The sequence below is a fragment of the Candidatus Sphingomonas colombiensis genome (assembly GCA_029202845.1).
GTDB classification, from domain to species: domain Bacteria; phylum Pseudomonadota; class Alphaproteobacteria; order Sphingomonadales; family Sphingomonadaceae; genus Sphingomonas; species Sphingomonas colombiensis.
Map to the genome: position 1 here is coordinate 2785235 of CP119315.1, position 25682 is coordinate 2810916.

The following is a 25682-nucleotide window of genomic DNA, read 5'->3' on the forward strand; positions in this document are numbered from 1 at the left end:
AACTAACCTAGTTATATACGTAGAATCGGATAGGAGAGGTCGCCTTGGTCTGGGTAAATCAGGACAAGTGTGCGATCGTGGGGGTCGGGGCGACGGACTATTATGTTCGTGGCAAGAGCTGGCCGCGCACGATCAATGACATGGCCGGGGAGGCGATCCTCAAGGCATGCGCCGACGCCGGCATCAGTGTGCGTCAGATCGACGGCATCGCTTATTATTCCGGCGCGGGCGCGGGGTATCTCGACAAATTCGATACGGCTTCGCTCATGGAGACGCTGGGGATTCCGCATGTGGGATTCTCTGCCTCGCTGACGAGCGGGGGAGGGGGGTGTCCTGGCGCGATCGGGCTCGCCACCGCCGGGCTGATGAACGAGGATTGCACCTACACGGTCACGCTGATGGCGTTGCAGCAATTGCCGCAGCATCGCTTGGGCGTCGTGTTCGGGGCGAGCGCGCCCAATCCCGAGAATAGCTTCCTCCAGCCGTCGGGGCTGGTCGGTCCCGGTCATCTGATGAGCGTGCTCGCGCGGCGCCATATGCATCTTTACGGCACCACGCAGGATGCGTTCGGTGAGATCGTCATGGCGACGCGCGCCAACACCGCGAACCGTCCCAAGGCGGTGCGCAAGGCGCCGTTGACGAAAGAGGATTATGAGGCATCGCCGATGCTGGCCGATCCCCTGCGACGGCTGGATTTTTGTCTCGAAACCGACGGCGCGGTAGCAGTGATCACAACGACGGCCGAACGCGCGCGCGATTGTCGCCATCCGCCCGCGCTGGTTCACGGTTGCGCGCACGGGGGGACGCGGCGTTGGGGGCGGGCCTTCGCCTGGATGGGGATGCCCGATCCGGAATTCGCCTCGTCCGGCCACAAGTGGGTTGGTGACCGGCTGTGGGAGCAGACCGGGCTCAGCGCCGCGGACATGGATGTCGCGCTTCTCTACGATCATTTCTCGCCGATGGTCCTCATGCAGCTTGAGGATTATGGCTTCTGCGCCAAGGGTGAGGGCAACGACTACGTCCTCGCCGGCAAGGTGCGCTATGATGGCGGGCGCGGGGTCAACGGCGGCGTGCCGGTCAACACCCACGGCGGCAATCTCAACGAAGCTTATATCATTGGCATGACCCACATCGTGGAAGGGGTCGAGCAGGTGCGCGGCACCGCGATCAATCAAGTCGATGACGCCGAATTCGCGCTGGTTAGCGGTGGACCGGCGTCTCTGCCGGTCAGCGGCATGGTTCTCAGGAGGGCATGATGACTTACGGCCCCGCACGCCTGTTACCGGGCGACGATATCCGCATTACCACCAACCCCGATACCGAGCCGTTCTGGGAGTCGGCGAAGGAGCGTCGGTTAACTGCGTGCCAGTGCGGCGCATGCGGTGCGTTTCGTATGCCACCGTCGCCTTACTGCCCGGAATGCCAGTCAACTGAAAAGAAGTGGCCGACGCTTAGCGGAACGGCCACCGTCTTCAGCTTCGCGATCTGCAACAAGAATCCGAAGACCGGCGAGGATTATGTCTATGTCCCCGTGGTCGTCGATCTCGATGGGGCGCCGGGCGCGCGCCTCAATGCCAACGTAACCGGCTGCGATGCGGAAGACGTTTCGATCGGCATGAAGGTGGCGGTCGAATGGACGCCGATCGCCGACGGTTGGGTATTGCCAAACTTCCGGAAGGTGCCGGCATGACATATCCTGAAGTACTCGAACCGATCGAGCAGGCGACCCGCGCGGAGCTCGATGCGCATCAGGAGGCGGCGCTGGCGGCGATCACGCGGCATGCTTTCGAGAATGCGCCGCTGATCCGCCAGCAATGGGACGCGGCCGGTGTCACGCCCTCGGCGATCAAGTCGATGGCGGACTTTGTGGCGAAGGTACCGTTGATCGACAAGGACGATGTGCGGCGCTTTCGCGACGCGCACAACGATCCCTCCGGCGGGATGGGCAAGCTGCTGCCCGGCGAAACCATGTCGATCGGCACGACCAGCGGTACGACCGGCGATCCGACGCCTGTGCCAAACTGGATCGTCGCGCCGAGCGAGGTGGGCTATTCGCGCGATATTTGGCACATCGGCGCGCGGCCGGGTGATTTCCTTACCCACATGTTGTTTACCTTTCGGGGAGGGCATCGCCGGCGCGGGAACGCGCAGCTCGGCATTGCCGAAATCTGTTACTCGATCGCGCCGGAGGAAGTCGCGCGTGCGGTTGATGGCTCGCTGCGTTTCCGCCCTACGGTCTGGTCGATGTGTTCTACCCCGGTGCTGCTGATGCTCGAGGGGTATTTCGAGAAGACCGGGGTCGATCCCCGTGACGTGTTCTCGAGCTACAAGGGCGCGATCTTCGGCGGTGAGCCGCTTTCCGGCAGGCTGAAAGCGCTGACCGAGAGTTGGGGTTTCGAGATGTTCGAAACGACCAGTCTCGGCGATGTCGCGGGCGCGACCGAGTGTCGGATGCACGATGGCTTCCACGCCTATGAGGATATCGCCTTCATCGAGGCGATCGACCCGGTTACGCGTGAACCGGTGCCGGACGGGCAGATCGGCGAGCTGGTTGTCACGACGCTGATCGATCGGATGACCCCACTGATCCGCTACGCGACTGGTGATCTGGCGATTATTGACCGTCGCCCTTGCGGCTGCGGTCGTAATCATGCGCGGTTCAAGGTTCTTGGCCGCGCGAGCGACCAGATTCTTGTCGAGGGCCGCTCGATCCTGCCGCGCGAGATCATGGGATTGGTCGAAATCCATAGCGAGACACGGGGCGCGCTGTTCCAGATCGTCCGTACAGACCGCGAGATGGATACGCTGCGCCTGCGCGTCGGCTACGACACCGCGCGGCTGGGCTGTACCGAGAATGCATTGCGCCTGCGCCTTCACGATCAGATTGCAACTGCGCTCGGCGTTCCGCTCGCGATCGAACTGATCGATGAGCAGGAGCTTCTCAAGCTCGGCCCCCCTCACAAAATTCCCCGGGTGACGAAGGCATAACCATGACTCAGCAACGTCCAGATGTCGTCGGCTGCTATTATGTTGACGACAAACCAGAATTCTTTCCCGCGCGGTTCGACGAACTGGAACGGCAGGCGGTCGGGATGGCGCGGTTGATCCAGTCGTTCTTCTTCGCGCCAGGCAGTGTGATCCTCACGGTTTCGTCGGTCGGCGAGGTGGTGCAATTCGCTGCGTTCGAAAAGGCGATCCAGATTACCGGCCATTACGGCACCAATGCGGAGGCGAGCATGTTCGACGCGGGGCGCGTCGAAGCAATTTGCCGTCAGTTCGAGCCGGTCGGTATATTTGGCGTAGGCCAGGCGACGCTCGAAGGCCTCAAGATGTTCGGGCACGATCCCGCGAAGGTATTTGCCGGGCGCGTCGTCTGGGCGCGGCCTGACGCGGTCGAAAGCCTGTCACGTATCGATGGCATCGATCTGCGGCGGATTGTCATACTGGGGCCAACGATCGCGTTCGAGTGTGCCAATGGAGGGCTTCATTATCCCTCACGCGACTGGACGCTCGAGGGTGACCCGACATTGACGATTTCGTCGCGAATGCCGCGCATCACGCCACTCGATCGAGTGGATACCGGCGTTGCCGGCAAGGTGTCGTCGATGCCATGCGCCTGTGGCGCACGCGACCTGACTATTGTGCTGGATGGCGCAGCATGACGCAGCACGCCGCGCTCGCGCCCTATGCGTCGGTCCATCCTTACGGCCTGGGCGATCTGCTCCACGAACAAGCGCGCAGCCGCCCGACGATGCCGGCGGTTATCGATGGCGATCACCGCTTCACCTATGCCGAATTCCACGAGCGGGTGAACCGCCTCGCAGGCGTTCTTCGCGCCAAAGGGGTGGTGAAGGGCGACCGGATTTTGTGGCTCGGGCAGAATAGCTTCCGGGTGCTGGAAGCGTTGCTGGCATCGGCGCGTGTCGGCGCGATCTTCTGCCCGGCGAACTGGCGCTGGTCGGTCGAGGAAATCGCCTTCGCACTCGACGATTTCGATCCCAAGGTCGTCTTCTGGCAAGAGGCGGAGGTTGGCACCAACATGCGCGCCGCGCGCGCCGGCTGGACCAGCCCGAACGGCAATTGGATTTGCCACGATGGTTGCCCGGGCGAGGACGAATATGAGGCGCTGATGGCAGCCGCCGATGTCGCCGCCGATTTCGACCCGGTTGAAACATCGACACCGCTGCTGGCCGTTTACACCGCCGGCTTTTCCGGGCGACCCGGTGCGGCGCTGCTGAGCCATGAATCGCTGATCATCATGTCGTGGCAGGGCATGATGGGGCAGGCTATCAATGAGGATAGCGCTTATCTCGTTTCGGGGCCGATGTTCCATGTCGGCGTGATGATGGGGACGCTGGGGACGTTTCTCGCGGGCGGCCGGAATGTGTTCGTCGCGCGCGTCGATCCGGCTGAACTGCTCGAGAGCATCGCCGCGAACCGTGTCACTCATGCCTTCATCGCACCCCCGACGATCGCGCAGATGCGCGCGGCCAATGCCGATGGACGCTATGATGTCTCCTCGTTGTTCGCCGATCCGCAGATGAGCGATTATCGGATCCCGCTGGTGATGCCCGCCCATGCGCCGTCGATGAAGAAGATGGGTGGGTATGGGCAGACCGAAATCGGTGGCTTGTCGTCGGTCCTGTGGATGGGGGGAACCGGTGCGGGGCGCGCAGTGCCTTTCGTCCAGTTCATGATCGCCGATGATGACGGGGAGGAAGTCCCGCACGGAGAAGCCGGCGAGATTTGTGCACGCGGCCCGCTGGTGATGTGCGGCTATTGGAATCGACCGGAGGAGAACGCTCGCCGGGTGGTAAACGGCTGGCATCGTACCAACGATCTCGGTCGGCGCGCGCCCGATGGTAGTCTGATCTTCGTCGGGCCGAAGACGGCGATGATCAAGACCGGCATCGAGAACGTCTATCCTGCGGAGGTCGAAAATTGCCTGCGTGGTCACGAAGGCGTCGCGGACGTGTGCGTGATCGGCGTGCCCGATCCGACCTGGGATCAGAACATCAAGGCTATCATCGTGCGCAAGCCCGATACCGCGCACGATGCGGAATCGTTCATCGCGCATTGCCGCGAGCGGATGGCGAGCTACAAGAAACCGAAAATCGTCGAATTCGCCGATAGCCTGCCGCGCACGGCAGCCGGGTTTGTAGACCGCGCAGCTGTCGATACGGCTTATGGCGGGGGCGGCTACCCCAAGGTCGGTTGATACGGGGGGCGGTTGAATCGCTTCACCGCCCCCCTGTACCTCGCTCAGGCCGGGATGGCGTTGAACGGCACCGCCTTGTCCGGCCGATGATCCTGCGGCAGGCCAAGGATCTTCTCTGCGATCGTGTTGAGCAGCATCTCGTCCGCACCGCCCGCGATCCGGCCGGTCGGCGCGTTCATCCAGCTCGCCGCCCAGTCTTCTTTCACCAGCGCGTGTTCGTCGTAGGACAATGCTGCCGGCCCCTGAAGGTCGATCGCCAGTTCGGAAAGGCGCTGGCGCGAACGAACCGAGACGAGCTTGTTGAGCGATCCTTCCGGGCCCGGCTCCATCCCCGCCTGCATCATCAGCATCGCGCGTGCGGTGATTGCGTCGAGCGCTGTGCGCATCGCGTAATTGCGCGCAATCGCCGAACGGATACGCCCATCCTCGATCGCAGGTTTGCCGTTGATCTCGACCGATTTCGCGAGGTCGATGAACAGATCGAGATGCGGGCCGAACCCGGCGCTGTCGGTGGCGACGTAGCGCTCGATCATCAGGGTCGCCATCGCTACCGCGAAGCCACCACCGACCGGGCTCATGCGATGGCCGTCATCGAGGCGCACATCGTCGAAGAACACCTCGTTGACGTGGCTATCGCCGCCGGCGAGCTTGATCGGCCGGACGGAGACGCCAGGCGCCTTCATGTCGACCCAGAAATAGGTGAGGCCCTTGTGCTTGGGCACGGTGGGATCGGTGCGGGCAACGATCACGCCATAATCGCTATATTGCGCCCAGCTTGTCCAAAGCTTCTGACCGTTGAGTTTCCAGCCGTTGCCATCCTGCTCGGCGCGCAGCCGGAGGCCGGCGAGGTCTGATCCGCCCGCCGGTTCGGAGAAGAGCTGACACCAGATTTCCTCGCCCCTCAGTGCGGCGATCGTGCGCTCACGGGCGAAATCCTTGTCGCCGCCGAAGCGTTGCAGGATCGGGACCGGCATGCCCAGCGAAATGCCAAAATAGGCCGTCGGCATGCCGAACGGCATTTCCTCGGTGTCGAAGGCGACCTTTTCGATATGCGAGAGGCCTTGCCCACCCATTTCGACCGGCCAGTTGATCCCGGCATAGCCCGCCTCGTATTTCGCGCGCTGATAACGGCGGCCGAGTGCGAGATCATCCTCCACCGAAAGGCCGCGGCGCGCATCCTTGCCGAACTCCCCGGCGATCGAGGTGAGCCATTCGCGCGCCTGTGTGCGATAAGTATCGATATCGGTCACGCCGCCTGCCTTTCGAGTTGGCTCACGAGCACGTCCTCCCAGAAGATCATATTGCCTTGTTCATTCGCCAGGCTTCGCGCCCGGCGCATGTGAAGATGCAGCCCGGCCTCCCAGGTTACGCCGATCCCACCATGCACCTGGATACAGTCGCGCGCGGCGGTGTCGTAAGCTTCGGTTGCGGAAAGGCGCGCAGCGGCGGCTGCGGCGATGAAATCGGGCTGGCCGACGCGGGTCGCGGCATGGAGGGCACTGGCGCGCGCGAGCTCGACCAGCGTGTAGAGTTCGGCGATGCGGTGTTTCACGGACTGGAAAGCACCGATCGGTTGGCCGAACGCGCGCCGGGTGTTGGCATAATCGCGCGCGATCTCCATCAGTACTTCGGCCCCGCCCGTCTGCTCGTGCGCGACCACAACCGCCTGCTCGGCAAGCAGCCGAAGCGCTGCGTCGACCGCTTGTGGGCCTGCGACGAGCACCTCAGCCGGAGTGTCGGAGAAGATCAGGTCTGCCGTGCAGCGGCTGTTGTCGAACGTCTGGAGCGCTTCCCGTCGGACGCCGTCGAGTGCTGCCGCGGCGAGCACGGGTTGCCCATCCTGCACCGCGAGAACGATGGCCAGATCCGCTTGCAATCCTGCCGTCACGCCCGGCTTCCGCCCGGTCAGCCGCCCATTCGATAGCGCGGTCTCCGGCCGCGACGGCAACGGCGACTGGCCTTCCGCGAAGGCGATCGCACCGATCGCGTCACCGCTCGCAAGGGGGCCGAGCCATGTCTGCTTGAGGCGATCGCCGCCATAGGCCGCGAGCGCCGACACGGCGCCCAGAGAGGTGGTGACGAACGGCGCGCCGCTCAGCGAACGCCCAGCCTGAAGCGCGACAAGCCCCAATTCGATCAGGCCGAGGCCGATCCCGCCATATTCCTCTGCAAGCGTCAGCGCGGTCCAGCCCTGCTCACGGGCGAGGGTCCAGAAACCTTCATCATAGGCGCCCCGCGCGTCGAGTAACGGCATTTGCGCCTCAAGCGACATCCTTGCTTCGAGCGCACGACGCGATTCGGTCGCGATTGCCTGCTGGCCGTCGTCGTAAAGTAACGACATCCCCACCTCCGTTTTTCGTTAAGTGTTTAACTGGATTATATAAAACAGGGCGCTCATCGAACGGTGAAGTGCTTGGCCTTGTCTGCCATCAGTGCGGCGCGATCGACTTGCGGCACCCCCACCGGATTGCCGACCTGACAATATTTCAGGCCCTGCGCCAATGCGGCGGAGCGCGGCAGATCGAGCGATTCCCAGATCGCGCGCACCGTACCTTGCGTCGCGGCGGGCGGCTTGGCGGCGATGATGCGGGCCAGTTCGTCCGCGCGCGCCCACAATCTGTCGATTGGCACGATTTCGGAGACCAGGCCGATGCGTTTGGCGGTTTCCGCGCTGATCCGTTCGTCATTGCCGAGGAGTGCCATGCGCAGCACATCGCCCAGCGGCATGCGATAGGTTGCGCCGATCGGTTCCAACGCGGCCGTCATCCCGTAAGTAACATGAGGATCGAAGAAGGTCGCTTCTTCCGAACAGATGATGATGTCGCTCTCGTTGATCCAGTAGAAGGCACCCCCGGCGGCCATGCCATGCACGGCGGTCACCACAGGCTTCCAGCAGCGACTGGCCTTGGGGCCGAGAAAATCGCCAGGATCTCGCGCGGTCCAGATATTTTCATGCATGATCGCCTGATCCGGCTCACGTGCAAGCTTGACATCGACCCCGGTGGAAAATGCACGGCCGGGTGCCGCGCGCAGCACGACGGCGTGGATCGAATCGTCTTCGCTGAGGTCTTTCCAGAGGAAATCGAATTCCTCCAGCATTCGCTTGGTGAAGGAGTTCAGGGCCTCGGGGCGATTGATCGTGACGGTCGCGACGTGATCGGCCTTATCGACAAGGATCGTTTCGAATTGCACTGTCGTCGGTCCTCTAACTAGGTTAGATAGCTATATGCGGTGGATCGGGTCGGCGCAACCATGCGTCGCCAGCAGTCCGTGGGTAGCATTTCGATTCACCGTCGGGGAGGCGATGTGGACGAAGAAACCAGCGCGAACATACCGGCCGAACAGTCGGCTGACTTTCAAGACGGATATCCGGTGCGGCAGGCGATCCGCGTACCCAAAACTGCCGAGGTCGTGGCTGATCACATCCGCCGACGCATTATTCGTGGCGAATTGAAAGAGGGCGACTATCTGCCGCCCGAAGGGAAGCTCTTGGCGACGTTGGGGATTTCCCGGCCGACCCTGCGCGAGGCGTTTCGTATTCTTGAAGCGGAACTGCTCATCAGCGTGGTGCGTGGCTCGCGCACTGGCGCCCGTGTCCATCAGCCACGCGTTCAGAGCGTCGCGCGTTATGCCGGGTTCGTTCTCGCCGCGCAGGGCACCACGATCGCCGACATCTACGAGGCTCGGCTGGCGATCGAGCCTTTCATCGCGCGCCGGCTGGCCGAGGCGCCGGTACCGGGCGCCACCGATCGGCTGCGCGCCGAAGCGATGCGCCTCACAGCCTTTGTCGAGGCCGGGCAATATGTCGACTTCATGATCGGGCTCGCCAAGTTTCACCGGTTGCTGGTGGAACTCGGCGGCAATCAGACGTTGCTGTTTCTGATCTCGGTTTTGCAGAACGTGGTCGAGCATTATCAGGTCGCGTCCCTGTCGCGCCGCAATATGCCCGAGGATTTACAGCGCCGGAGATCGCTGTGGGGAATCCGCTCGTTTCATAAGCTGATCGAATTGATCGAAGCGGGCCGGGGCGATGACGCGGCGGCGCATTGGCGGCTGCATGTGATGAACGCGAACCAGTCCTGGCTCGATACCGGCGATGGCGAACGGCTGGTCGATCTTCTGGAGTAAGGCGGCGAGACGTCGCGAGCGGGGCAGATCATCGGCACAAGGCGTTGAAACGGGGCGCGGACGCGTTGCATCCCGCGCAACTTCGCAGTCCGCTCCATCCACGGGCGCCGCGCCCGGTGCTTCGCGAAAGGTGCGATAACATATTTGACTAGGTTGCCTATCATGGGCATGGAATGGCGACGACGGGCGCAACATGCGCGAGGAGGACGAGATGGACCTTAGCTACGGCGCGGACGCCGAGGCGTTTCGCACGGAGGTACGCGATTTCCTGCGCGCCAAGTGGCAACCGGGCGCGCTGCGTGGCGCTGAGCTTAAGGCGTACGTTCGTGCTTTTCGCGACGACGCGACTGGTGCGGGTTACTTGTACCGATCCATCCCGAAGGAGTTCGGGGGGGCGGAGCAACCCGCCGACGTGGTACGTGCGCAGGTTATCCGGGAGGAGTTCGGCCACGCCCGCGCGCCGATGGAAATAACGGGCAACGGCATGAACATGCTGGTTCCCACCTTGCTCGAACGAGGCACCGCCGAGCAGAAGGAACTGTTCGTCCGCAAGACCATGTCGGGCGATTATCAATGGGGGCAGGGCTATTCGGAACCCGGCACCGGCTCCGATCTTGCCTCCGTGCGCACCAAGGGCGAGCTGGTCGGCGACCAGTGGGTGATCAATGGCCAGAAGATCTGGACGAGTCAGGGGGACCGCGCGACGCACATGTTCGCGTTGGTGCGGACCGAGCCGGAGGCAAGCAAGCACGCCGGTATTTCCTATTTGCTGATCGATCTGAATCAGCCGGGCATCACGCGTCGCCCGATCCGGCAGATGACCGGGGAATCGGGTTTTTACGAATTCTTTTTCGACAATGCGACGACGCCCGCCTCATGGCTGGTCGGCGAGCGTGGCGATGGTTGGAATGTCTCGCGCACCACGCTGAAGCACGAGCGTGCCTCGATCGGATCGGCGACAGGGCTTGGCTCGCAGTTCGACAAACTGGTCGAACTGGCGCGGGAAGTAACGCGCAACGGCAAGCCGGCGATTGAAGATCCCGAAATCCGCCAACTGCTCAGTCGCATCGAAGGCTATGTGATGGCGCATCGTTATACGAGCTATCGACTGTTCAGTCTGGCGGCGTCGGGGGAAGAGCCCGGAATCGTACAGTTGATGATGAAGCTGTTGCTGACGGAAACGGGCCACGAAATGGCGCTCGCCGCACAGGAATTGATCGGCGATGAAGGACTGATCGAGCCGGCTGCGGCGGGCACGCGCGGCCGCGGGCCCGAAAAGTGGCTCGATCAGATCATGGGGTCGCTCGGCAATTCGATCGCGGGCGGTACCACCAACATTCAACGCAACATTATCAGCGAGCGAGGCCTGGGCCTGCCGCGCGATCTGGCGATGGAGACCGGCAAGTGAGGTTTCACCCGAGCGAGGAACAGCTCGCAATTCAGGATGCGGTACGCGGAACGCTGGCGGATGTGTGGCCGACGGAACGGCTCCATGCCTTCGTCGACGGCGAAGCCGACTTCGATCCGGATAGTTGGCGTTCGCTGATGGCGCTGGGGCTTGGCGGCCTGCTGTTGCCGGAGGATCAGGGCGGCGCTGGATTGGGCCTGCTCGATGCCGCGATGGTCGCCGAGGTTGCCGGGCAGGCTGCCGCGACGGGGCCGATCGGCGCGCAGATGCTGACCGCGATGATCGTCGCCAAATCCGGCAATGAGAGCAGCAAGGCGCATCTCGCAGGATTGGCGAGCGGCGACACCGTGGCGACTTTTGCGTTCGGTGGCGGCTGGCTTCCCGAAAACTGGGATGCGACGCCGGAGGGGGGTAAGGTGCGCTTTGTCCAGTCGGCCAGCGCAGCGGACGTGTTTTTGCTCGGAACGAAGGGCGGCGGCATCGCGCTGGTCGAAGCAGGCGAGGGGGTTACGGTCGAGCCGGTCAGGTCGAGCGATCGCAGCCGCCGGCTCTCGACCGTTAGTTTCGCTAACCCCAAGGCGCATATGCTGTTCGAGCCGGGTGATCCCTTCGTTGCCCGCATCTTCGACGCGGCACTGGTGCTGATCGCCGCCGATGCGCTTGGCGGGGCGCAATATTGCGTCGATCTGTCGGTAAATTACGCCAGGGAGCGTGAGCAGTTCGGCCAGCCGATCGGCCGCTTTCAGGCGCTCAAGCATCAGCTTGCGCAGATGGCGCTTGAAGTAGAGCCGGCACGCGCACTTGTCTGGTATGCGGGCTATGCGCATGACGCCGATCTGCCTGATGCGTCGCGCGCGGCCGCGATCGCCAAAGCCCATCTCGCGGATCGCTTTGTTTCGGTCGCACGCGCCGCGATCGCCGCGCACGGTGGAATTGGCTACACTTGGGAGTACGGCCTGAACAACTGGTTCCGCCGCTCTTTGTTTGATCGCGCTTATCTCGGCAGCCCTGCCGTCCACCGCGCACACGCCGCCGATCTGGCGGGCTGGTAGGGCGTGATCGGCTGCAGGCCGGTGCGATGGCGTCGCCAGCTAGCGCATCGTGAGCACGATCCGTCCCGCTGTCTCACCGGTGCTCGCATCGACCATCGCCGCGGCGAAATCGTCGAGGGCGTAAGTCTTGGCAATTGGCGGGTGCAGGCGGCCGGCTTCATATAGCTCGAACAAGACGGCTACATTTGCCGCCGCCGCCTCGGGTTCATTGTCGCCAAACTGGCGAAGATCGACGCCGACAAGCGCGGCGCCTTTTAGCAGGGCAAGATTGACCGGTAGCCTGGCGATCGATCCACCGGCAAACCCGATCACCAGCAGCCGCCCATTCCACGCGAGCGAACGGAAAGCGCGTTCGGTCGCCTCGCCGCCGATGGGGTCGATGACAACATCGATCGCGCGGCCACCATTCGCCGCTTTCACGTCGTCACGCCATGTATTGGAACGTGAATCCACGATCGCGTCGGCCCCCGCGGCAATCGCCAGCGCACGCTTGGCATTTGAGGAGGCCGATCCGATCACGGTCGCCCCAAGTGCTTTGGCAACCTCGATCGCCGCATAACCAACCGCGCCTCCAGCGCCGAGCACCAGCACTGTCTCGCCCGCCTTTAACCTGCCGCGCTGTATGAGCGCATAATAAGCAGTGGCGAAGCTCACCCGAAACACCGACGCTTCGGCGAAGCTCATGTCCGCGGGGATCGGCAGCGCGAGCTTGGCCGGCACGATCGATTCTTCGGCGAAGGCGCCCCCGAACGCGCTTGCCAGCACGCGCTGGCCGATGCGTGCGGGATCAACTCCGTCGCCGACGGCGGTGACGATACCGGCGAACTCGCTGCCGGGAATGAAGGGGAGCGGTGGCTTCAACTGATATTCGCCCGCCGAGACCAACACATCGACGAAGCTGACGCCGGCCGCGTGAGTCTTGATGGTCAGCTTACCAGGGCCGGGCGAGGGGACCTCACGTTCTTCCAATCGGAACGTCGATGGCGCGCCGAACGCGTGGATGACGACGGCGCGGCTCATTTACCGGTCCAGTTTGGTGGGCGTTTTTCGGCGAAGGCGAGGGCTCCTTCGGCAAGATCCGCGCTGGATCTCCATGCCATGTACGCCGGATAGGAGGATTGGTGCGCCAGGGCCGCTGCGAGGCTCGGCTCGTCGAGACCGCGATAGACCGTTTCCTTCGATGCCCGTAGAGCTAGTGGTGCCCCCCGTAATATCTCGGTTACCCAGCGCACGACAGCGGCATCGAGACCGTCGGGCGCGACAACCTCGTTGACGAAGCCGAGGCGATATCCCTCGCTCGCAGTTACGCGTCGTCCGGTGAGGATCATGCCCATGGCTCGTTTCGGCCCGATCTCCCGCGCGAGCCGGTGGAGCCCGCCCCCCAGTGCAATTGCTCCCACAAGCGGCTCGGGAAGGCCGAAGCTCGCCGTCTCCACGGCGATGACAACGTCGCAGGCCAGCGCCATCTCGAACCCACCGCCAAGCGCCACGCCATTGACCGCCGCAATGATCGGCTTCGCGCAATCGAAACGCTCGATCAGGCCAGCATAGCCGTTGCGGGGATAGACATGCCGCTCGCCCTCCAGCGCCACCGCCTTCAGGTCGGAACCGGCGCAGAAAGCTTTGGTGCCCGCGCCCGTGACAACGCAGACGAACTGGTCGTCATCCTCGGCGAAGGCATCGAATGCGCTTTGCAGTTCGTGGTGCATCTCGCCGTTGATCGCGTTCATCACCGCGGGTCGGTTGAGCGTTATCGAGGTGACGTGATCGGCCTTGGAAACCGTGATGAATTTCATCGTGTTGTCCTCGCAGGGGCGCGGGGTGGGTTCTTGGTCGCGCCGACAGTCGCCGCCGCTATTGATATTATCAATCGCTATCGAACGGCGGATCGCGTCGCGATCCATGGTCGCCGACGTCACGACAGGCTTTTGAGCAGCGCGGCGCGCCATCCGCCGGGATCGCGCGCGGCGTGGAACTCCGCTTCGAGCCGGTCGATCAACTCGGCCACGCTCGGCACGTCGTCGATCAGTCCGGTCGAATGGCCGCCGCTCCAGATATTCTTCCACGCCCTGATACCGGGGGGCAGATCAGGGCGATGAAATCCCTTGGGCGGCGGCAGATTATCTGGATCAAGCCCGTTCTCGATCATCGAAGGGCGTAGAAAGCTTGCAGGCATGCCGGCGATGGCGTCGGTAAACAACACATCCTCGCTGCGTGAGTTTACCAGCATCTGCTTGTGCGGATCGAAGGTGCCCGATTCGCGCGTGGCGATGAAGCGCGTGCCCATCACGACGATATCGGCGCCGAGGGTGAGTGCTGCGGCGATGCCGTGGCCATCGGCAATGCCGCCCGCAAGCATGATCGTGCCGTCAAAAATGCGACGTACCTGCGGTAGGAAAGCGAACGGGTTGAGCGTGCCGGCATGCCCGCCCGCGCCGCCGGACACGAGCATTAGCCCGTCGACTCCCGCCGCGATCGCCTTCTCGGCGAAACGCATTGTCGTCACATCGTGAAAGACGGTGCCGCCCCATTCGTGCGCGGCCTCGACCTCCGCTTTCGGATCGCCGAGATTGGTTAGGATCAGCGGCACGCGCGCGCGTTTGCAGATGGCCAGCCGCTCGGCGCGGACCTGCTGGTCGATCGCGGTCGAGGCGAGAAGGTTGACGCAGAATGGCGCGAAGCGCTCGCCACGCCCAAGGCTCTCGGCTTCCGCCTCGCGAATCGTTGCCAACCACGATTCAAGGCTGTGCGGTGCACGTGGGTTGCCGCTGGGGAATGCGCCGATCACGCCGGCGCGGCACGAGGCGATCACCAGTTCGAGACTGGAGCAGATCAGCATCGGCGCCTGCATCACCGGCAACCGGAGTTGTGACCAATCGATACTCACCGAACCTCCCTGTTGCCGAACGCCGTCAAAGCGGCTAGCGAGATGCTCGTCATAGGTAACTAGGTGTGATAAGCCCGTCCAGGGTTTTCAAAGGAGCGGGGGAGGACATGGCAATAAAAACGCGGATCACGGAGCTTCTGGGTATCGAGCATCCGATCGTGCAGGGCGGGATGCAGGGTGTCGGCACCGCCGAAATGGCCTCCGCCGTCTCGAACGCGGGGGGCCTCGGCATCCTGACCGGCCTCACTCAGCCGACGCCGGCGGCGTTGCGCGATGAAATCGAGCGTTGCCGTTCGATGACCGCGAAGCCGTTCGGCGTGAACATGACGGTGTTCCCGACGATCAACTCGCCCGATTACAAGGCTTATGCGCAAGCGATCATCGATGGAGGCGTGAGGATTGTCGAAACCGCGGGCACACCGGCGGTGCGCGAGATTTGGGAGCAGCTGAAGCCGCACGGCATCATCATTCTGCATAAATGCACCGCCGTCCGTCACGCGCTGTCCGCCGAGCGGGCGGGGTGCGATGTCATCTCGATCGACGGTTTCGAATGCGCGGGCCATCCGGGCGAGGATGATATTCCGGGTCTCATTCTGATTCCGGCAGCTGCCGATAAGGTGAAGATCCCGATGCTGGCGAGCGGCGGCTTCGGCGACGGGCGGGGATTGGCGGCGGCGCTGGCGTTGGGCGCGGACGGCATCAATATGGGCACCCGTTTCTGCGCGACGCAGGAAGCACCGATCCATGCGAACGTGAAACAGGCCTATATCGACAATGATGAGCGCGGCACGTTTCTGATCTTCCGCAGCTTCAAGAATACCGCGCGCGTCGGCAAGAACGCCGTGTCGGAGGAAGTGGTGCGTCGTCTCGCCGTGCCGGGCGCGAAATTCTCCGACGTGCAGGAGCTGGTCGCGGGCACCGCCGGGCGCGAACTGCTCGAAACCGGGGATCTGTCGAAGGGCGTGTTCTGGGCGAGCATGGTGCAGGGTCTGATCGACGATATTCCCACGTGCCAGGTGCTGATCGATCGGATTGTCGCCGAGGCCGAAGCGATCATTCGCGGCCGGCTTGCGAGCTTCCTCGCCTGATCGCCCCATCCGATATTGAGAAATTCAGGGAGGTTTTAGAATGGAAATCACCAACGAGACCGCAGCCGTCGTTACCGGTGGCGCTTCTGGCCTGGGCGAGGCCAGCGCCCGCGCGCTTGCCGCTGCCGGCGTAAAGGTGGCGATCTTCGATCTCAACGAGGAAAAAGGCGCTGCGATCGCGAGTGAAATTGGCGGCCTTTTCTGCAACGTTAACATTACCAGCGAGGAAAGCGTCGTCGCTGGGCTCGAAAAGGCGCGCGCGGCGCATGGTCAGGAACGCATTCTCGTTCACTGCGCGCAGGTATCGCGCGGCGGCAAGACGGTTGGCAGAAACAAGGAAACCGGCGGCCTGAAGCGCTTCTCGACCGAGGATTATGAATTCTCCGTCCTTGGCATTCTCGTCGCGAGCTACCGGCTCGCCTCGCTCTCGGCGATCGGCATGGCGAGCCTCGACCCGCTCGAAGACGGCGAACGCGGGGTCATCACGTTGACCGCATCGGCGGCGGCACAAGATGCGCAGGTCGGGCAGGTGGCTTATGGTTCGGCCAAAGCAGGCGTAAACGGCCTGGTGCTGCCGATGGCGCGCGATCTGATGGACCTGGGCATCCGCGTCAATTCGATCATGCCCGGCATCTTCGCGACGCCGCCGATGCTCGGTGTGCCGCCCAAGGTGCTCGAAGTGTTATCGGCTTCTGTTCCGTTCCCGAAGCGGCTGGGCAAGCCTAGCGAGTTCGGTAGCCTGGTCATGGAGCTGGTGCGTAACAGCTATTTCAACGGCCAGAACCTGCGGCTCGACGGCGCAATCCGTATGCCGCCGCGCTAAACATCGCGCACATCGTCAACGTCGCAGTGCCTTCGAGGATGCAGGATGAATTTCGATCTTTCCGACGAACAGAAGATGCTTGCGGAGCAGGCGCGCGGGCTGCTTGGCGAGCGGTCGACGCCAGATCGATTGCGGGCGCTGATCGATTCCGGGGCTGAATGGGATGAGCCGCTCTGGCGGGAGATCGCCGAAATGGGGTTCCTCGGCGCGACCATTCCGGAGAGTTTCGGCGGGCTCGGGCTGACCGAGCTCGATCTCGGCGTGATCAGCGAGGAGATGGGGCGGGCCAATGTCGCACTGCCGTTCTTCTCGTCGATCGTGCTTGCCGCCGATGCGATCCGGCTGGCCGGTAGCGAGGAACAGAAAGCGGTGTGGCTGCCGAAACTGGCGAGCGGGGAGGCGATCGGTACCTTCGCTTATGCCGAGGGCGCCGCAGGCTGGGCCGGCCCCGCGCTCAAGGCGACATTCGAGGGTGGCGCGCTGAACGCGACCAAGACGCCGGTGGCCGATGGCGGCATCGCCACTGTCGCGGTGGTGCTCGCGCAGACGGGGGGAAAGCCTGCGCTGGTGCTGGTCGATCTCGCTCAGCCGGGCGTGATCCGCACGAAGCTCGACAGCTTCGATCAGCTTCGCCCGCATTATACGCTAACCTTCACCAATGCCTCGGCTGAGTTGCTGGCGGGGCAGGCGATCGAGGAATTGTTCGATCGCGCAGCCGTGCAGGCCGCGTTCGAGGCGGTCGGGGGCACCGATGCCTGTCTGACGATGGCGCGCGATTATGCGATGGAGCGCGCGATGTTCGGTCGCCCGCTCGCCAGTTATCAGGCGATCAAGCACAAGCTTGCGGACATCGCGGTGGCGCTCGAACTGGCGCGTTCCAATGCCTATTTCGGTGGTTGGGCCGCGGGCGAGTCCACGGGTGATTTGCCGTCGGCGGCAGCGGCGGCCCGGCTGACTGCGATAAGCGCGTTCGAGCGCGCCGCACGTGAAAATCTGCAGGTTCACGGTGGCATTGGCTACACTTGGGAAGCCAATTGCCACTTCTATTACCGCCGCGAACGCACGCTGGCAGTCTCTCTCGGCAACAGGGAGGCATGGGCGGATCGCCTGATGAGTCACCTCCCGGCCGAGCAGGCAAAGGGGGCTTGAACGATGGATTTCAATGATACGCCCGAAGAAGCCGCCTTTCGCGCCGACGCGCGCGCGTGGCTCAATGCGAATGCGCCAGCGCATGAAGTTGCCGAAGGCGTGAAGCTGGATGACGCCGACGAGGTCAGGCGCGGCCGCGCGTGGCAACGCGCGCTCTATGATGGCGGTTTTGCCGGCATCACCTTGCCCAAGGCGCTTGGCGGCCGGGGCGGCACGGTGATCGAAGGGGTGGTCTTTGCCGAGGAGGAAGCGCGACACCGCCTTCCGAAGGGGCCGTATATGGGCATCGGGCTGGGAATGGCGATCCCGGTGATCGGCAAGCACGGCAATGACGCGCAGCGCGCGCGCTTCATCGACCGGACGCTGAAGGGCGAGCTGACCTGGTGCCAGCTCTTTTCGGAACCGTCGGCCGGCTCCGATCTCGCCAATCTGCGCACCAAAGCGGTGCGCGACGGCGATGACTGGATCATCAACGGCCAGAAAGTATGGTCGAGTTGGGCACACGAAAGCGACTGGGGCATTCTGGTCGTTCGCACCGATCCCACTGTTCCCAAGCATAAGGGCCTGACGTTCTTCGTGGTCGACATGAAGACACCGGGCGTTGAGGTTCGACCGATCAAACAGATTTCAGGCGCGTCCGATTTCAACGAGACGTTTCTGACCGATGTGCGGATCCCGGATGCGAACCGCATCGGCGCCGTCGGCGAGGGGTGGGCATGCTGCATGACCGTGCTGATGGGGGAACGGCTGGGCAGCGGTAGTTCGAAAAGCGCGATGACCCCGATCATCGAATACGCCGCCGCCACGCCGCGCGGTATGGGCACCGCCCTCGACAGCTCGGCGGTACGCCTAGCGCTGGCGGATGCGTTGGCCGAGGAACGCGGGGGCAAATATTTCGAGGCGCGGTTGCGCACGATGGTCTCGCGCGGCGAAAACCCGGGGGCGCTCGCGGGTATGGTCAAGCTTGCCTATGCTGGACGTCAGCAACGCGCGCTCGGCCTCGCGATGGAGATACGCGGCCCCGAGGCGCTGGCTCCCGCAGCTGGCGATACCGCGACGCGCGAGCTTCACTACGATTATATCTGGTCGACGGTGATGCGGATCGCCGGTGGCGCCGATGAGGTGCTGAAGAACCAGATCGCCGAGCGCGTGCTGGGCATGCCGGGCGATGTGCGCTTCGACAAGAACGTGCCGTTCGATCAGCTTTGAGGCTGACCCCTTTTCAAACGAAAGAGACGATCATGGCGAGCAAGAGCGAAGATATTCTGCAGAGCGACGAATGGAAGAAGGCCGTCGACTACGCGATCACCGACGAGGATATCGAACGGCAGAAGAAGCTCGTCGGTTTTTACGAACCAGCGAAGACGCGTGAATATATCCAGACCGCGACGAGCGATAACATCCGCAACTTCAGCCATGGCAACGGCGACGACAATCCGCTCTATTGCGAACCGGACTATGCGAGAACGACCCGCTGGGGCAGCGTGATCGCGCCGGGCATGATGGCCGGGATCATCAACGCGCCGATGATGGGCGATCCAATTCCCGACGAAATCAAAGCGCTCAAGAAGTCGCTGTTCCGCGGTGTCCACGTCTTCGTGTCCGGATCCACCTGGGATTGGTATCGGCCGATCTTTCCGGGCGACACGCTCTACAGTTATAACGGCGAAGAGAGCTGCGAGGTAAAACAGTCCGAATTTTCTGGCCGTTCGGTCATTAACGTCCGCCGTGATGTGAAGATCAACCAGCGCGGCGAAGTGGTAGCCGTTTATCGCATCCTGCGTGTGCTCACCGAGCGCAAGACTGCGGCCAAGAAAGGCAAATATGCCGCGCTCGAGCCGGCGAGCTATACCGATGAACAGATCGCGGACATCGACGCGGTATATGCCAATGAGAAAGTCCAAGGCGCAGCGAGGCGCGATTTCGCGAGTGTCAATGTCGGGGATTCGCTAGGCAAGATGGCCAAAGGGCCGCTCACCGTCACCGACGTGATCTGCTTCCACGCCGGGGGTTATGGTTTCGTGCCCTATGCGCCGACGGTCGGCCGGCTCGCCCACAAGAACCGCAAGCGGATCGCGCCGTTCTACGTCAAGAACGAATATGGCATCCCGGATGTCGCGCAGCGGCTGCACTGGGATCCGAAGTGGGCGCAGGCGATCGGCAATCCGATGGCGTATGATTACGGCGTGATGCGTGAGAACTATCTGTTCCACTATCTCAGCGATTGGGCGGGCGACGACGGCATCGTGCTTCGCGTCCATGATGAGATCCGCAAGTTCAACTATATGGGCGACACTCAGTTCGTGACCGGCGAAGTAACCGCCAAGCGCGAGGAGGGCGGCCAGAATCTCGTCGATGTCGCGGTGCGTTTCATCAATCAGCGCGGCGACGAGACAGTGCGCGCCACCGCCACGATCGCGCTGCCGTCAGGCGGAAAACTGCCGCTTTATCCCGATGTACCGCACGATTTGCAGGAACAGGCAGCAACGATGATGGCGCGCCATTGGGAATTGCTGGCGGCTTCGAAGCGCAAATAAGACCGGCCATGCACGGGCGTATCCTTGTCGAGGCGCGCCCGTCATGCGCCCAATCCATCGGATTTACGGAAGGGGAATCATGAGCGAAGTTGGCACATACACGGTCGAGGACGGCATCGGGATCATCATGATCGACAGTCCGCCGGTGAATGCGCTCGGCTTCAAGACTCGTGTCGCGCTGGATGAAGGGTTCCGAAAATTCGCCGCCGACGACAGCGTCGAGGCGATTGTGCTGATTTGCGGTGGTCGTACCTTCTTCGCCGGCGCGGACATCTCCGAATTCGGCAAGCCTCCGCAGGGGCCGGGGCTTCACGAGGTATTCAATATCATCGAGAACGGCGCCAAGCCGGTCGTTGCGGCTATCCATGGCACCGCGCTTGGCGGCGGCTACGAACTTGCGCTCATCTGCCATTATCGCATCGCGGTGCCGTCCGCCAAAGTAGGGCTGCCGGAGGTCAATCTCGGCCTGCTGCCGGGCGCCGGCGGTACGCAGCGACTGCCGCGTATCGTTGGCGTGGAGCGGGCGTTGGAGATCATGACGACGGGCGCCCCCGTTCCCGCGCGGAAAGCGTTGGATATGGGCATGATCGACGCTCTCGCGGAGGAAGGCAGGCTGAAGGAAGATGCTGTCGGCTTTGCCCGAACGGTGCTGAACAAGCCGCTGGTGCGGGTGCGAGACCGCCAGGACAAGGTCGCGCCATCGCGGGGTCACCCGGAGATCTATGCGAATTTCCTGAAGAAGAACGCGCGTGCCTTTCGCGGCTTCAAGGCGCCTTTAAACATCGTCAGGGCGATCGAGGCATCGGCCGAAATCGAGGATTTCGATAAGGGCCTCGCGCGTGAGGCGGAACTGTTCCAGCAACTCGTGACCAGCGCCGAATCCGCCGCGCAGCGTTACTATTTTTTCGCCGAGCGCGAGACTTCAAAGATACCCGACGTTCCCGCGGCGACGCCTACGATCCCAGTAAAGGCGGTCGGCGTGATTGGTGCCGGGACGATGGGTGGCGGCATAACCATGAACTTTCTCAACATCGGCATCCCGGTGACGCTGGTGGAGATGAAGCAGGAAGCGCTCGATCGCGGTATCGCGGTGATCCGAAAAAATTATGAGAATACAGCCGCTAAGGGGCGCATGACCGCGGAGCAGGTCGAACAGCGCATGGCGCTCATCACCCCCGCGCTGGGGCTGGAAGCGCTCGCCGAAGTGGATCTGGTGATCGAAGCGGTGTTCGAGGAAATGAGCGTCAAGCAGCAGGTCTTCGGCCGGCTCGACAAGATCTGCAAACAGGGCGCCATTCTCGCGTCAAACACATCGTTCCTCGATCTGGACGTGATAGCGGGGGCGACCTCAAGGCCGGAACGGGTGATTGGCCTGCACTTCTTCTCGCCCGCCAATGTGATGCGATTGCTCGAGGTGGTGCGCGGCGAGACGACCGCGATCGAGGTTATCGCGACCGCGATGAAGCTCGCGCGGCAGATCGGCAAGGTGCCGGTGCTGAGCCGCGTGTGCCACGGCTTTATCGCCAATCGTATCATGTCCCCGCGCGGGCGGCAGGCCGATGCACTGATCCTCGAAGGGCCCAGTCCGGCGGAGGTCGACAACGCGCTCTATGATTATGGGTTCGCGATGGGGCCATTCCAGATGATCGATCTGGTTGGGCTGGATGTGATCGGTCGCGACGAGACGGAGCGCAGTGTGCGCGGCGATCTCGTCAAGATCGATCGGCTCGGCCAGAAGAAGAATGGCGGCTATTATGATTATGACGAAAATCGCAAAGCCACGCCGTCGCCGCTCGCGGCCGAGCTGATCGCCGATTTCGCCCGGTATAAGGGCGTTAATTCGCGGGGATCGATCCCGGCGGAGGAGATCGTTGCGAGGCTGCTCTATCCCGTCGTTAACGAAGGCGCGAAGGTACTCGAAGAAGGAATCGCGATCCGCGCATCGGATGTCGATGTGGCGGCGATCCTTGGCTACAACTGGCCGGTCTATACTGGCGGCCCAATGTTCTGGGCCGACACGATCGGGCTGTCGAAGATCGTTACCGGGTTGGAAGCGATGGGGATCGCACCGGCTGCATTACTCAAGACGATGGCGGCGGAGGGCAAGAGCTTCACGCGCGCTTGATCCCGCTCGGCTCCGTAGCGCCACGCAAGGAGAAAAATGCATGTCAGACGAGATGCTAGTGCTGCGCGGCGATGTCGGCGGCGTCACCACTCTGACGCTCAACCGGCCCGAAAAGCGCAACGCGCTCAACGTGGATATGTTCGTGGCGCTCGACGCGCATCTCGCCACGCTCGAACGGCAGATCGATAGTGTGGGGGCGGTCGTGCTGCGCGCCAACGGGCCGGTTTTTTCCGCGGGCGCGGATCTTGGCAAACAGCAACGTGCACCGGCAACGAATTTTCAGGCACGAACGATCGAGCGGCTGGCGCAACTACCCCAACCGGTGATCGCCGCGGTTCATGGTCCATGCTTTACCGGAGGGCTTGAGCTCGTATTGGGCGCGGACATCATCCTCGCCGCCGAGTCCGCGCGCTTCGCGGATACCCACGCGAAATGGGGGCTCGTCCCCGGATGGGGAATGAGCCAGCGGCTGCCGCGCCGCATCGGTGCTTACAAAGCGCGGGAGATGATGTTCACCGCGCGCCAGGTCGATGGGCGCACCGCAGAAAGGATCGGTCTCGCCAATGTTTGCGTTCCCGACGATGCGTTTGAAGCCGAACTTGCGGCGCTGGTGAACGATATCACAGCGCTCTCATGGCATAGCCATCGTGGCAACAAGCGGCTGTTGACGGAAACGCAGGACCTGCCTCTTGCACAGGGGCTGGCGCATGAAATCTATCGCAGCCCTGGTATCGCACCCGATTTTGCCGAGCGCGTTGGTTCGACCTTCGGGCAGCGATGAGCATTATGCCCGCTATGCGACGGAAGGACCGGTGTCGATTGCCAATTATGATCGGTCGCACCGCAGCACCGCATGGGTTCTCGGGATGCGGCGCGGAAATGTGGAGTCGACAATCGGCGCGATCGTAATCGCCGCAACCGGGCTGGTAAGCCGCGCCGGCGTTGACTCGAAGGCACTCCGTGAGCCTCGCGCCTGGTGACTGGCCAGCGAGCCAATATGGCGACATTGTCGATGACGGCCGGGCATAGCCGGCTTCACTTCGTCGCCCGGTCCAGGCCGGTAAACGCGGTGGTGCAGGGGCGTGATCGGCGGGGGTGTCACGCAGATTCGTGCACGCGATCGGCGGATCGGTCCTGAGTCATCGAGCTATTCCTTCGCATTTTCTCAAGCTCGACACGATGCCTAAACAGGGCGCGGCCGCGTTATTGCCTGGCCTGATCGGGATGGCCGCACGCCCGGTTTTGTGCCTGAAAACCGCGACGACCGACGCCCATGAGGCGACGGCGCCACTGGATGTTTCAGAGAGGAATTGACTAAGCGAGCTGCGGCATCAACCTATGTATCTAGGTTATTCTTCTCGAGGCGCATCTCGATTCGGGCGGATACCATAATGATTACAGGCGGCCGCGAACGGCTGCCATAAGGAGAGCGAAATCGTGTCGATTCTGGCCTTTGCGCGCACCACCCCCGATAAGCCCGCGATGATCGGCGGGGAAGCCGGCGAGGCGATCGACTTTGCTACGCTGAACGCGGAGTCAATGCGGTTGGCGCGTGTGCTGCGGCGTTCGCTTGGCGAGGGCGCGCGCGTGGCGCTGCTGATGGAAAATGTCGCGGCCGTCTATGTTGCGGCATGGGCTTGCCGTCGATCGGCGCTGCGATTTGTGCCGGTGAACTGGCATCTCAGCCGAGATGAGGCCGCCTACGTCCTCACCAATAGCGATGCCGAGGCGCTGATCGTCTCGCCCGGGCTGGCCGAACTCGCGCTCGATCTCGCGACGGTGGTACCGCACCTCAAATTGCTGTTCAGTTCGGGCGAGGCGTTCGGCCCGTTCACCAGCCTCCCTGTGGCGATCGATACCGAGCCTAACGAACCGTTCGGCATCGAGACCGAGGGCAACTATATGTTTTATTCCTCAGGCACGACGGGGAAGCCAAAGGGCATCCTGCGTGCCCTGTCGGGTGATCCATTCAATACGCCGCTGCGCATCGAGCAGATGATGGCCGGCTTGTTCACCTTCGACGACACCAGCGTGTTCTACTCACCGGCCCCGCTCTATCATGCTGCGCCGATGGGCTGGTCGATGGGCGCGCAGATGCTCGGGGGCACTGTGGTGGTGCCGCGCCGGTTCGATGCCGAAGCGACGCTTGCGCATATCGAACGCTACCGTGTCACTCATGCGCAGTTCGTGCCGACGCATTTCGTGCGAATGCTGCAACTACCGCCCGAAACGCGCGCGAAATATGATTTGTCGAGTTTGCGGATGGTCGTCCACGCTGCCGCGCCGTGCCCGGTGGACGTCAAGGAACGGATGCTCGAATGGCTCGGTCCGATCATCTATGAATATTACGGATTGAGCGAAGGTGGCGGTTTCACGATCGTCCGTCCGGAGGAATGGGTGGTGCGTAAGGGCACCGTCGGGCGTACGGTGACCGGGCCGATCCATGTTGTTGATGACGCGGGCAACGAATTACCGCCGGGTGAGGTCGGCCATTTGATGTTCGAGGCTCCTGAGATTTTCGAATATCACAATGAACCGGCGAAGACTGCCGACTTCTTTGACGCGCGTGGCTGGTCGCGCCCCGGCGACATGGGGTGGATGGACGCGGATGGCTATCTTTTCCTCGCCGATCGGTCGAGCAACATGATTATCTCAGGCGGGGTGAATATCTATCCGCAGGAGGCGGAGGCGGTACTGACGCTTCATCCCGCGATCCGCGACGTCGCGGTGATCGGTGTGCCCGACAAGGAATTCGGCGAGGCGGTCAAGGCGGTTGTCGAGCTCAAGTCCGGGTTGCAACCGACCGACGCACTGGGTGAGGAAATTCTCGATTATTGCCGTGCGCGGCTGTCGAAATTCAAATGTCCGAAAAGCATCGACTTCGTCGATGAATTGCCGCGCCTGCCCACCGGCAAACTGCTCAAGCGGGAATTGCGCAAACATTATTGGAAGGAAGGGACGAACCAGATCGTCGCCTCCCTCACCGATGCCCAGCGGGCGAAGATGGGATCAAAATGTTTGGACCAGTCGATGGGCCTCCGGGCAGGGCGGTCGGAGCAAACGGCTGTCCATGGAGGCTGTGCCGCGAATTTTTCGAACGAGGATCCGTGACGCGAACCGTCTCCCACGTCGCTGCGACGCTACGGTGGAGCATGGTGAAGATCCGCAGGCACCACATCGGATCGATACGCCGGATTGAAGCGACATCGCTATCTAGGTAAGCGTTGTTTGAGTGGGTGCCGCCACTCGAGGACCGTGCGAGAGCGC

Annotated in this window: 23 protein-coding genes; 17 read left to right on the forward strand and 6 right to left on the reverse strand. The window is 62.8% G+C overall.

What is annotated here, in order from left to right:
• Positions 1-44: 44 nt before the first annotated feature.
• Genes P0Y64_13415 through P0Y64_13435 form a run of 5 tightly spaced genes read left to right on the forward strand, consistent with a single transcriptional unit; the run spans position 45 to position 5218 of the window.
• Complete coding sequence (locus tag P0Y64_13415) at positions 45-1256, forward strand: thiolase (GenBank protein WEK42382.1); 1212 nt, start codon at positions 45-47, stop codon at positions 1254-1256.
• Positions 1256-1690 (forward strand): OB-fold domain-containing protein, encoded by a 435-nt coding sequence (locus P0Y64_13420; protein WEK42383.1) that lies wholly within the window; start codon positions 1256-1258, stop codon positions 1688-1690. The genes P0Y64_13415 and P0Y64_13420 overlap by 1 nt, the downstream gene beginning before the upstream one ends.
• Positions 1687-2988, forward strand: a complete 1302-nt coding sequence (locus tag P0Y64_13425) for a hypothetical protein (protein WEK42384.1) — start codon at positions 1687-1689, stop codon at positions 2986-2988. The genes P0Y64_13420 and P0Y64_13425 overlap by 4 nt, the downstream gene beginning before the upstream one ends.
• 2 nt (positions 2989-2990) lie before the next feature.
• Complete coding sequence (locus tag P0Y64_13430; protein WEK42385.1) at positions 2991-3662, forward strand: hypothetical protein; 672 nt, start codon at positions 2991-2993, stop codon at positions 3660-3662.
• On the forward strand, positions 3659-5218 hold the full coding sequence (locus P0Y64_13435) for an AMP-binding protein (protein WEK42386.1): 1560 nt from the start codon (positions 3659-3661) through the stop codon (positions 5216-5218). Before P0Y64_13430 ends, P0Y64_13435 begins: the two co-directional genes overlap by 4 nt.
• A 44-nt stretch (positions 5219-5262) precedes the next feature.
• Here P0Y64_13435 and P0Y64_13440 read toward each other — a convergent pair whose 3' ends face one another.
• From P0Y64_13440 to P0Y64_13450, 3 genes are read right to left on the reverse strand one after another with little or no spacing between them, the layout of a single operon-like run.
• Positions 5263-6468 (reverse strand): acyl-CoA dehydrogenase family protein, encoded by a 1206-nt coding sequence (locus tag P0Y64_13440; GenBank protein ID WEK42387.1) that lies wholly within the window; start codon positions 6466-6468, stop codon positions 5263-5265.
• Positions 6465-7559, reverse strand: a complete 1095-nt coding sequence (locus P0Y64_13445; protein WEK42388.1) for an acyl-CoA/acyl-ACP dehydrogenase — start codon at positions 7557-7559, stop codon at positions 6465-6467. Before P0Y64_13445 ends, P0Y64_13440 begins: the two co-directional genes overlap by 4 nt.
• Before the next feature lie 53 nt (positions 7560-7612).
• A complete protein-coding gene (locus tag P0Y64_13450) occupies positions 7613-8410 on the reverse strand; it encodes an enoyl-CoA hydratase/isomerase family protein (GenBank protein WEK42389.1) in 798 nt (265 codons plus the stop codon).
• Positions 8411-8449: 39 nt separating this feature from the next.
• On the opposite strand from P0Y64_13450, the gene P0Y64_13455 reads away from it, so the two are divergent.
• The 3 genes from P0Y64_13455 to P0Y64_13465 all read left to right on the forward strand — a co-directional run bounded on the left by P0Y64_13455 (position 8450) and on the right by P0Y64_13465 (position 11806).
• The gene (locus tag P0Y64_13455) at positions 8450-9346 is read left to right on the forward strand and encodes a GntR family transcriptional regulator (protein ID WEK42390.1); all 897 of its coding nucleotides are present in this window, start codon (positions 8450-8452) and stop codon (positions 9344-9346) included.
• Positions 9347-9557: 211 nt separating this feature from the next.
• Positions 9558-10754, forward strand: a complete 1197-nt coding sequence (locus tag P0Y64_13460) for an acyl-CoA dehydrogenase family protein (GenBank protein ID WEK42391.1) — start codon at positions 9558-9560, stop codon at positions 10752-10754.
• Positions 10751-11806 carry an acyl-CoA/acyl-ACP dehydrogenase gene (locus tag P0Y64_13465; GenBank protein ID WEK42392.1) on the forward strand — a complete coding sequence of 352 codons (1056 nt, stop codon included), beginning with the start codon at positions 10751-10753 and terminating at the stop codon, positions 11804-11806. The genes P0Y64_13460 and P0Y64_13465 overlap by 4 nt, the downstream gene beginning before the upstream one ends.
• Before the next feature lie 39 nt (positions 11807-11845).
• On the opposite strand, the gene P0Y64_13470 is transcribed toward P0Y64_13465, so the two are convergent.
• The 3 genes from P0Y64_13470 to P0Y64_13480 form a co-directional block, all read right to left on the reverse strand.
• Positions 11846-12826 carry an NADPH:quinone oxidoreductase family protein gene (locus tag P0Y64_13470; protein ID WEK42393.1) on the reverse strand — a complete coding sequence of 327 codons (981 nt, stop codon included), beginning with the start codon at positions 12824-12826 and terminating at the stop codon, positions 11846-11848.
• Entirely contained in the window at positions 12823-13602 is a 780-nt protein-coding gene (locus P0Y64_13475) for an enoyl-CoA hydratase-related protein (protein WEK42394.1), read from the reverse strand. Before P0Y64_13475 ends, P0Y64_13470 begins: the two co-directional genes overlap by 4 nt.
• A 119-nt stretch (positions 13603-13721) precedes the next feature.
• Entirely contained in the window at positions 13722-14693 is a 972-nt protein-coding gene (locus tag P0Y64_13480; GenBank protein ID WEK42395.1) for a nitronate monooxygenase, read from the reverse strand.
• A 107-nt stretch (positions 14694-14800) separates the two neighbouring features.
• On the opposite strand from P0Y64_13480, the gene P0Y64_13485 reads away from it, so the two are divergent.
• The 9 genes from P0Y64_13485 (at position 14801) to P0Y64_13525 (ending at position 25526) form a co-directional block, all read left to right on the forward strand.
• Entirely contained in the window at positions 14801-15781 is a 981-nt protein-coding gene (locus P0Y64_13485; protein WEK42396.1) for a nitronate monooxygenase family protein, read from the forward strand.
• Between the two features lie 40 nt (positions 15782-15821).
• The gene (locus P0Y64_13490) at positions 15822-16604 is read left to right on the forward strand and encodes an SDR family oxidoreductase (protein WEK42397.1); all 783 of its coding nucleotides are present in this window, start codon (positions 15822-15824) and stop codon (positions 16602-16604) included.
• Positions 16605-16649: 45 nt separating this feature from the next.
• The gene (locus P0Y64_13495) at positions 16650-17753 is read left to right on the forward strand and encodes an acyl-CoA/acyl-ACP dehydrogenase (GenBank protein WEK42398.1); all 1104 of its coding nucleotides are present in this window, start codon (positions 16650-16652) and stop codon (positions 17751-17753) included.
• Between the two features lie 3 nt (positions 17754-17756).
• Complete coding sequence (locus P0Y64_13500) at positions 17757-18962, forward strand: acyl-CoA dehydrogenase family protein (protein WEK42399.1); 1206 nt, start codon at positions 17757-17759, stop codon at positions 18960-18962.
• A gap of 32 nt (positions 18963-18994) precedes the next feature.
• The gene (locus tag P0Y64_13505) at positions 18995-20290 is read left to right on the forward strand and encodes a MaoC family dehydratase N-terminal domain-containing protein (GenBank protein WEK42400.1); all 1296 of its coding nucleotides are present in this window, start codon (positions 18995-18997) and stop codon (positions 20288-20290) included.
• Between the two features lie 79 nt (positions 20291-20369).
• Positions 20370-22415 (forward strand): 3-hydroxyacyl-CoA dehydrogenase NAD-binding domain-containing protein, encoded by a 2046-nt coding sequence (locus tag P0Y64_13510; protein ID WEK42401.1) that lies wholly within the window; start codon positions 20370-20372, stop codon positions 22413-22415.
• A gap of 40 nt (positions 22416-22455) precedes the next feature.
• On the forward strand, positions 22456-23196 hold the full coding sequence (locus P0Y64_13515) for an enoyl-CoA hydratase/isomerase family protein (protein WEK42402.1): 741 nt from the start codon (positions 22456-22458) through the stop codon (positions 23194-23196).
• Positions 23197-23525: 329 nt separating this feature from the next.
• Positions 23526-23729, forward strand: a complete 204-nt coding sequence (locus P0Y64_13520) for a hypothetical protein (GenBank protein ID WEK42403.1) — start codon at positions 23526-23528, stop codon at positions 23727-23729.
• A 123-nt stretch (positions 23730-23852) separates the two neighbouring features.
• Entirely contained in the window at positions 23853-25526 is a 1674-nt protein-coding gene (locus P0Y64_13525) for an AMP-binding protein (protein WEK42404.1), read from the forward strand.
• Positions 25527-25682: the final 156 nt, after the last annotated feature.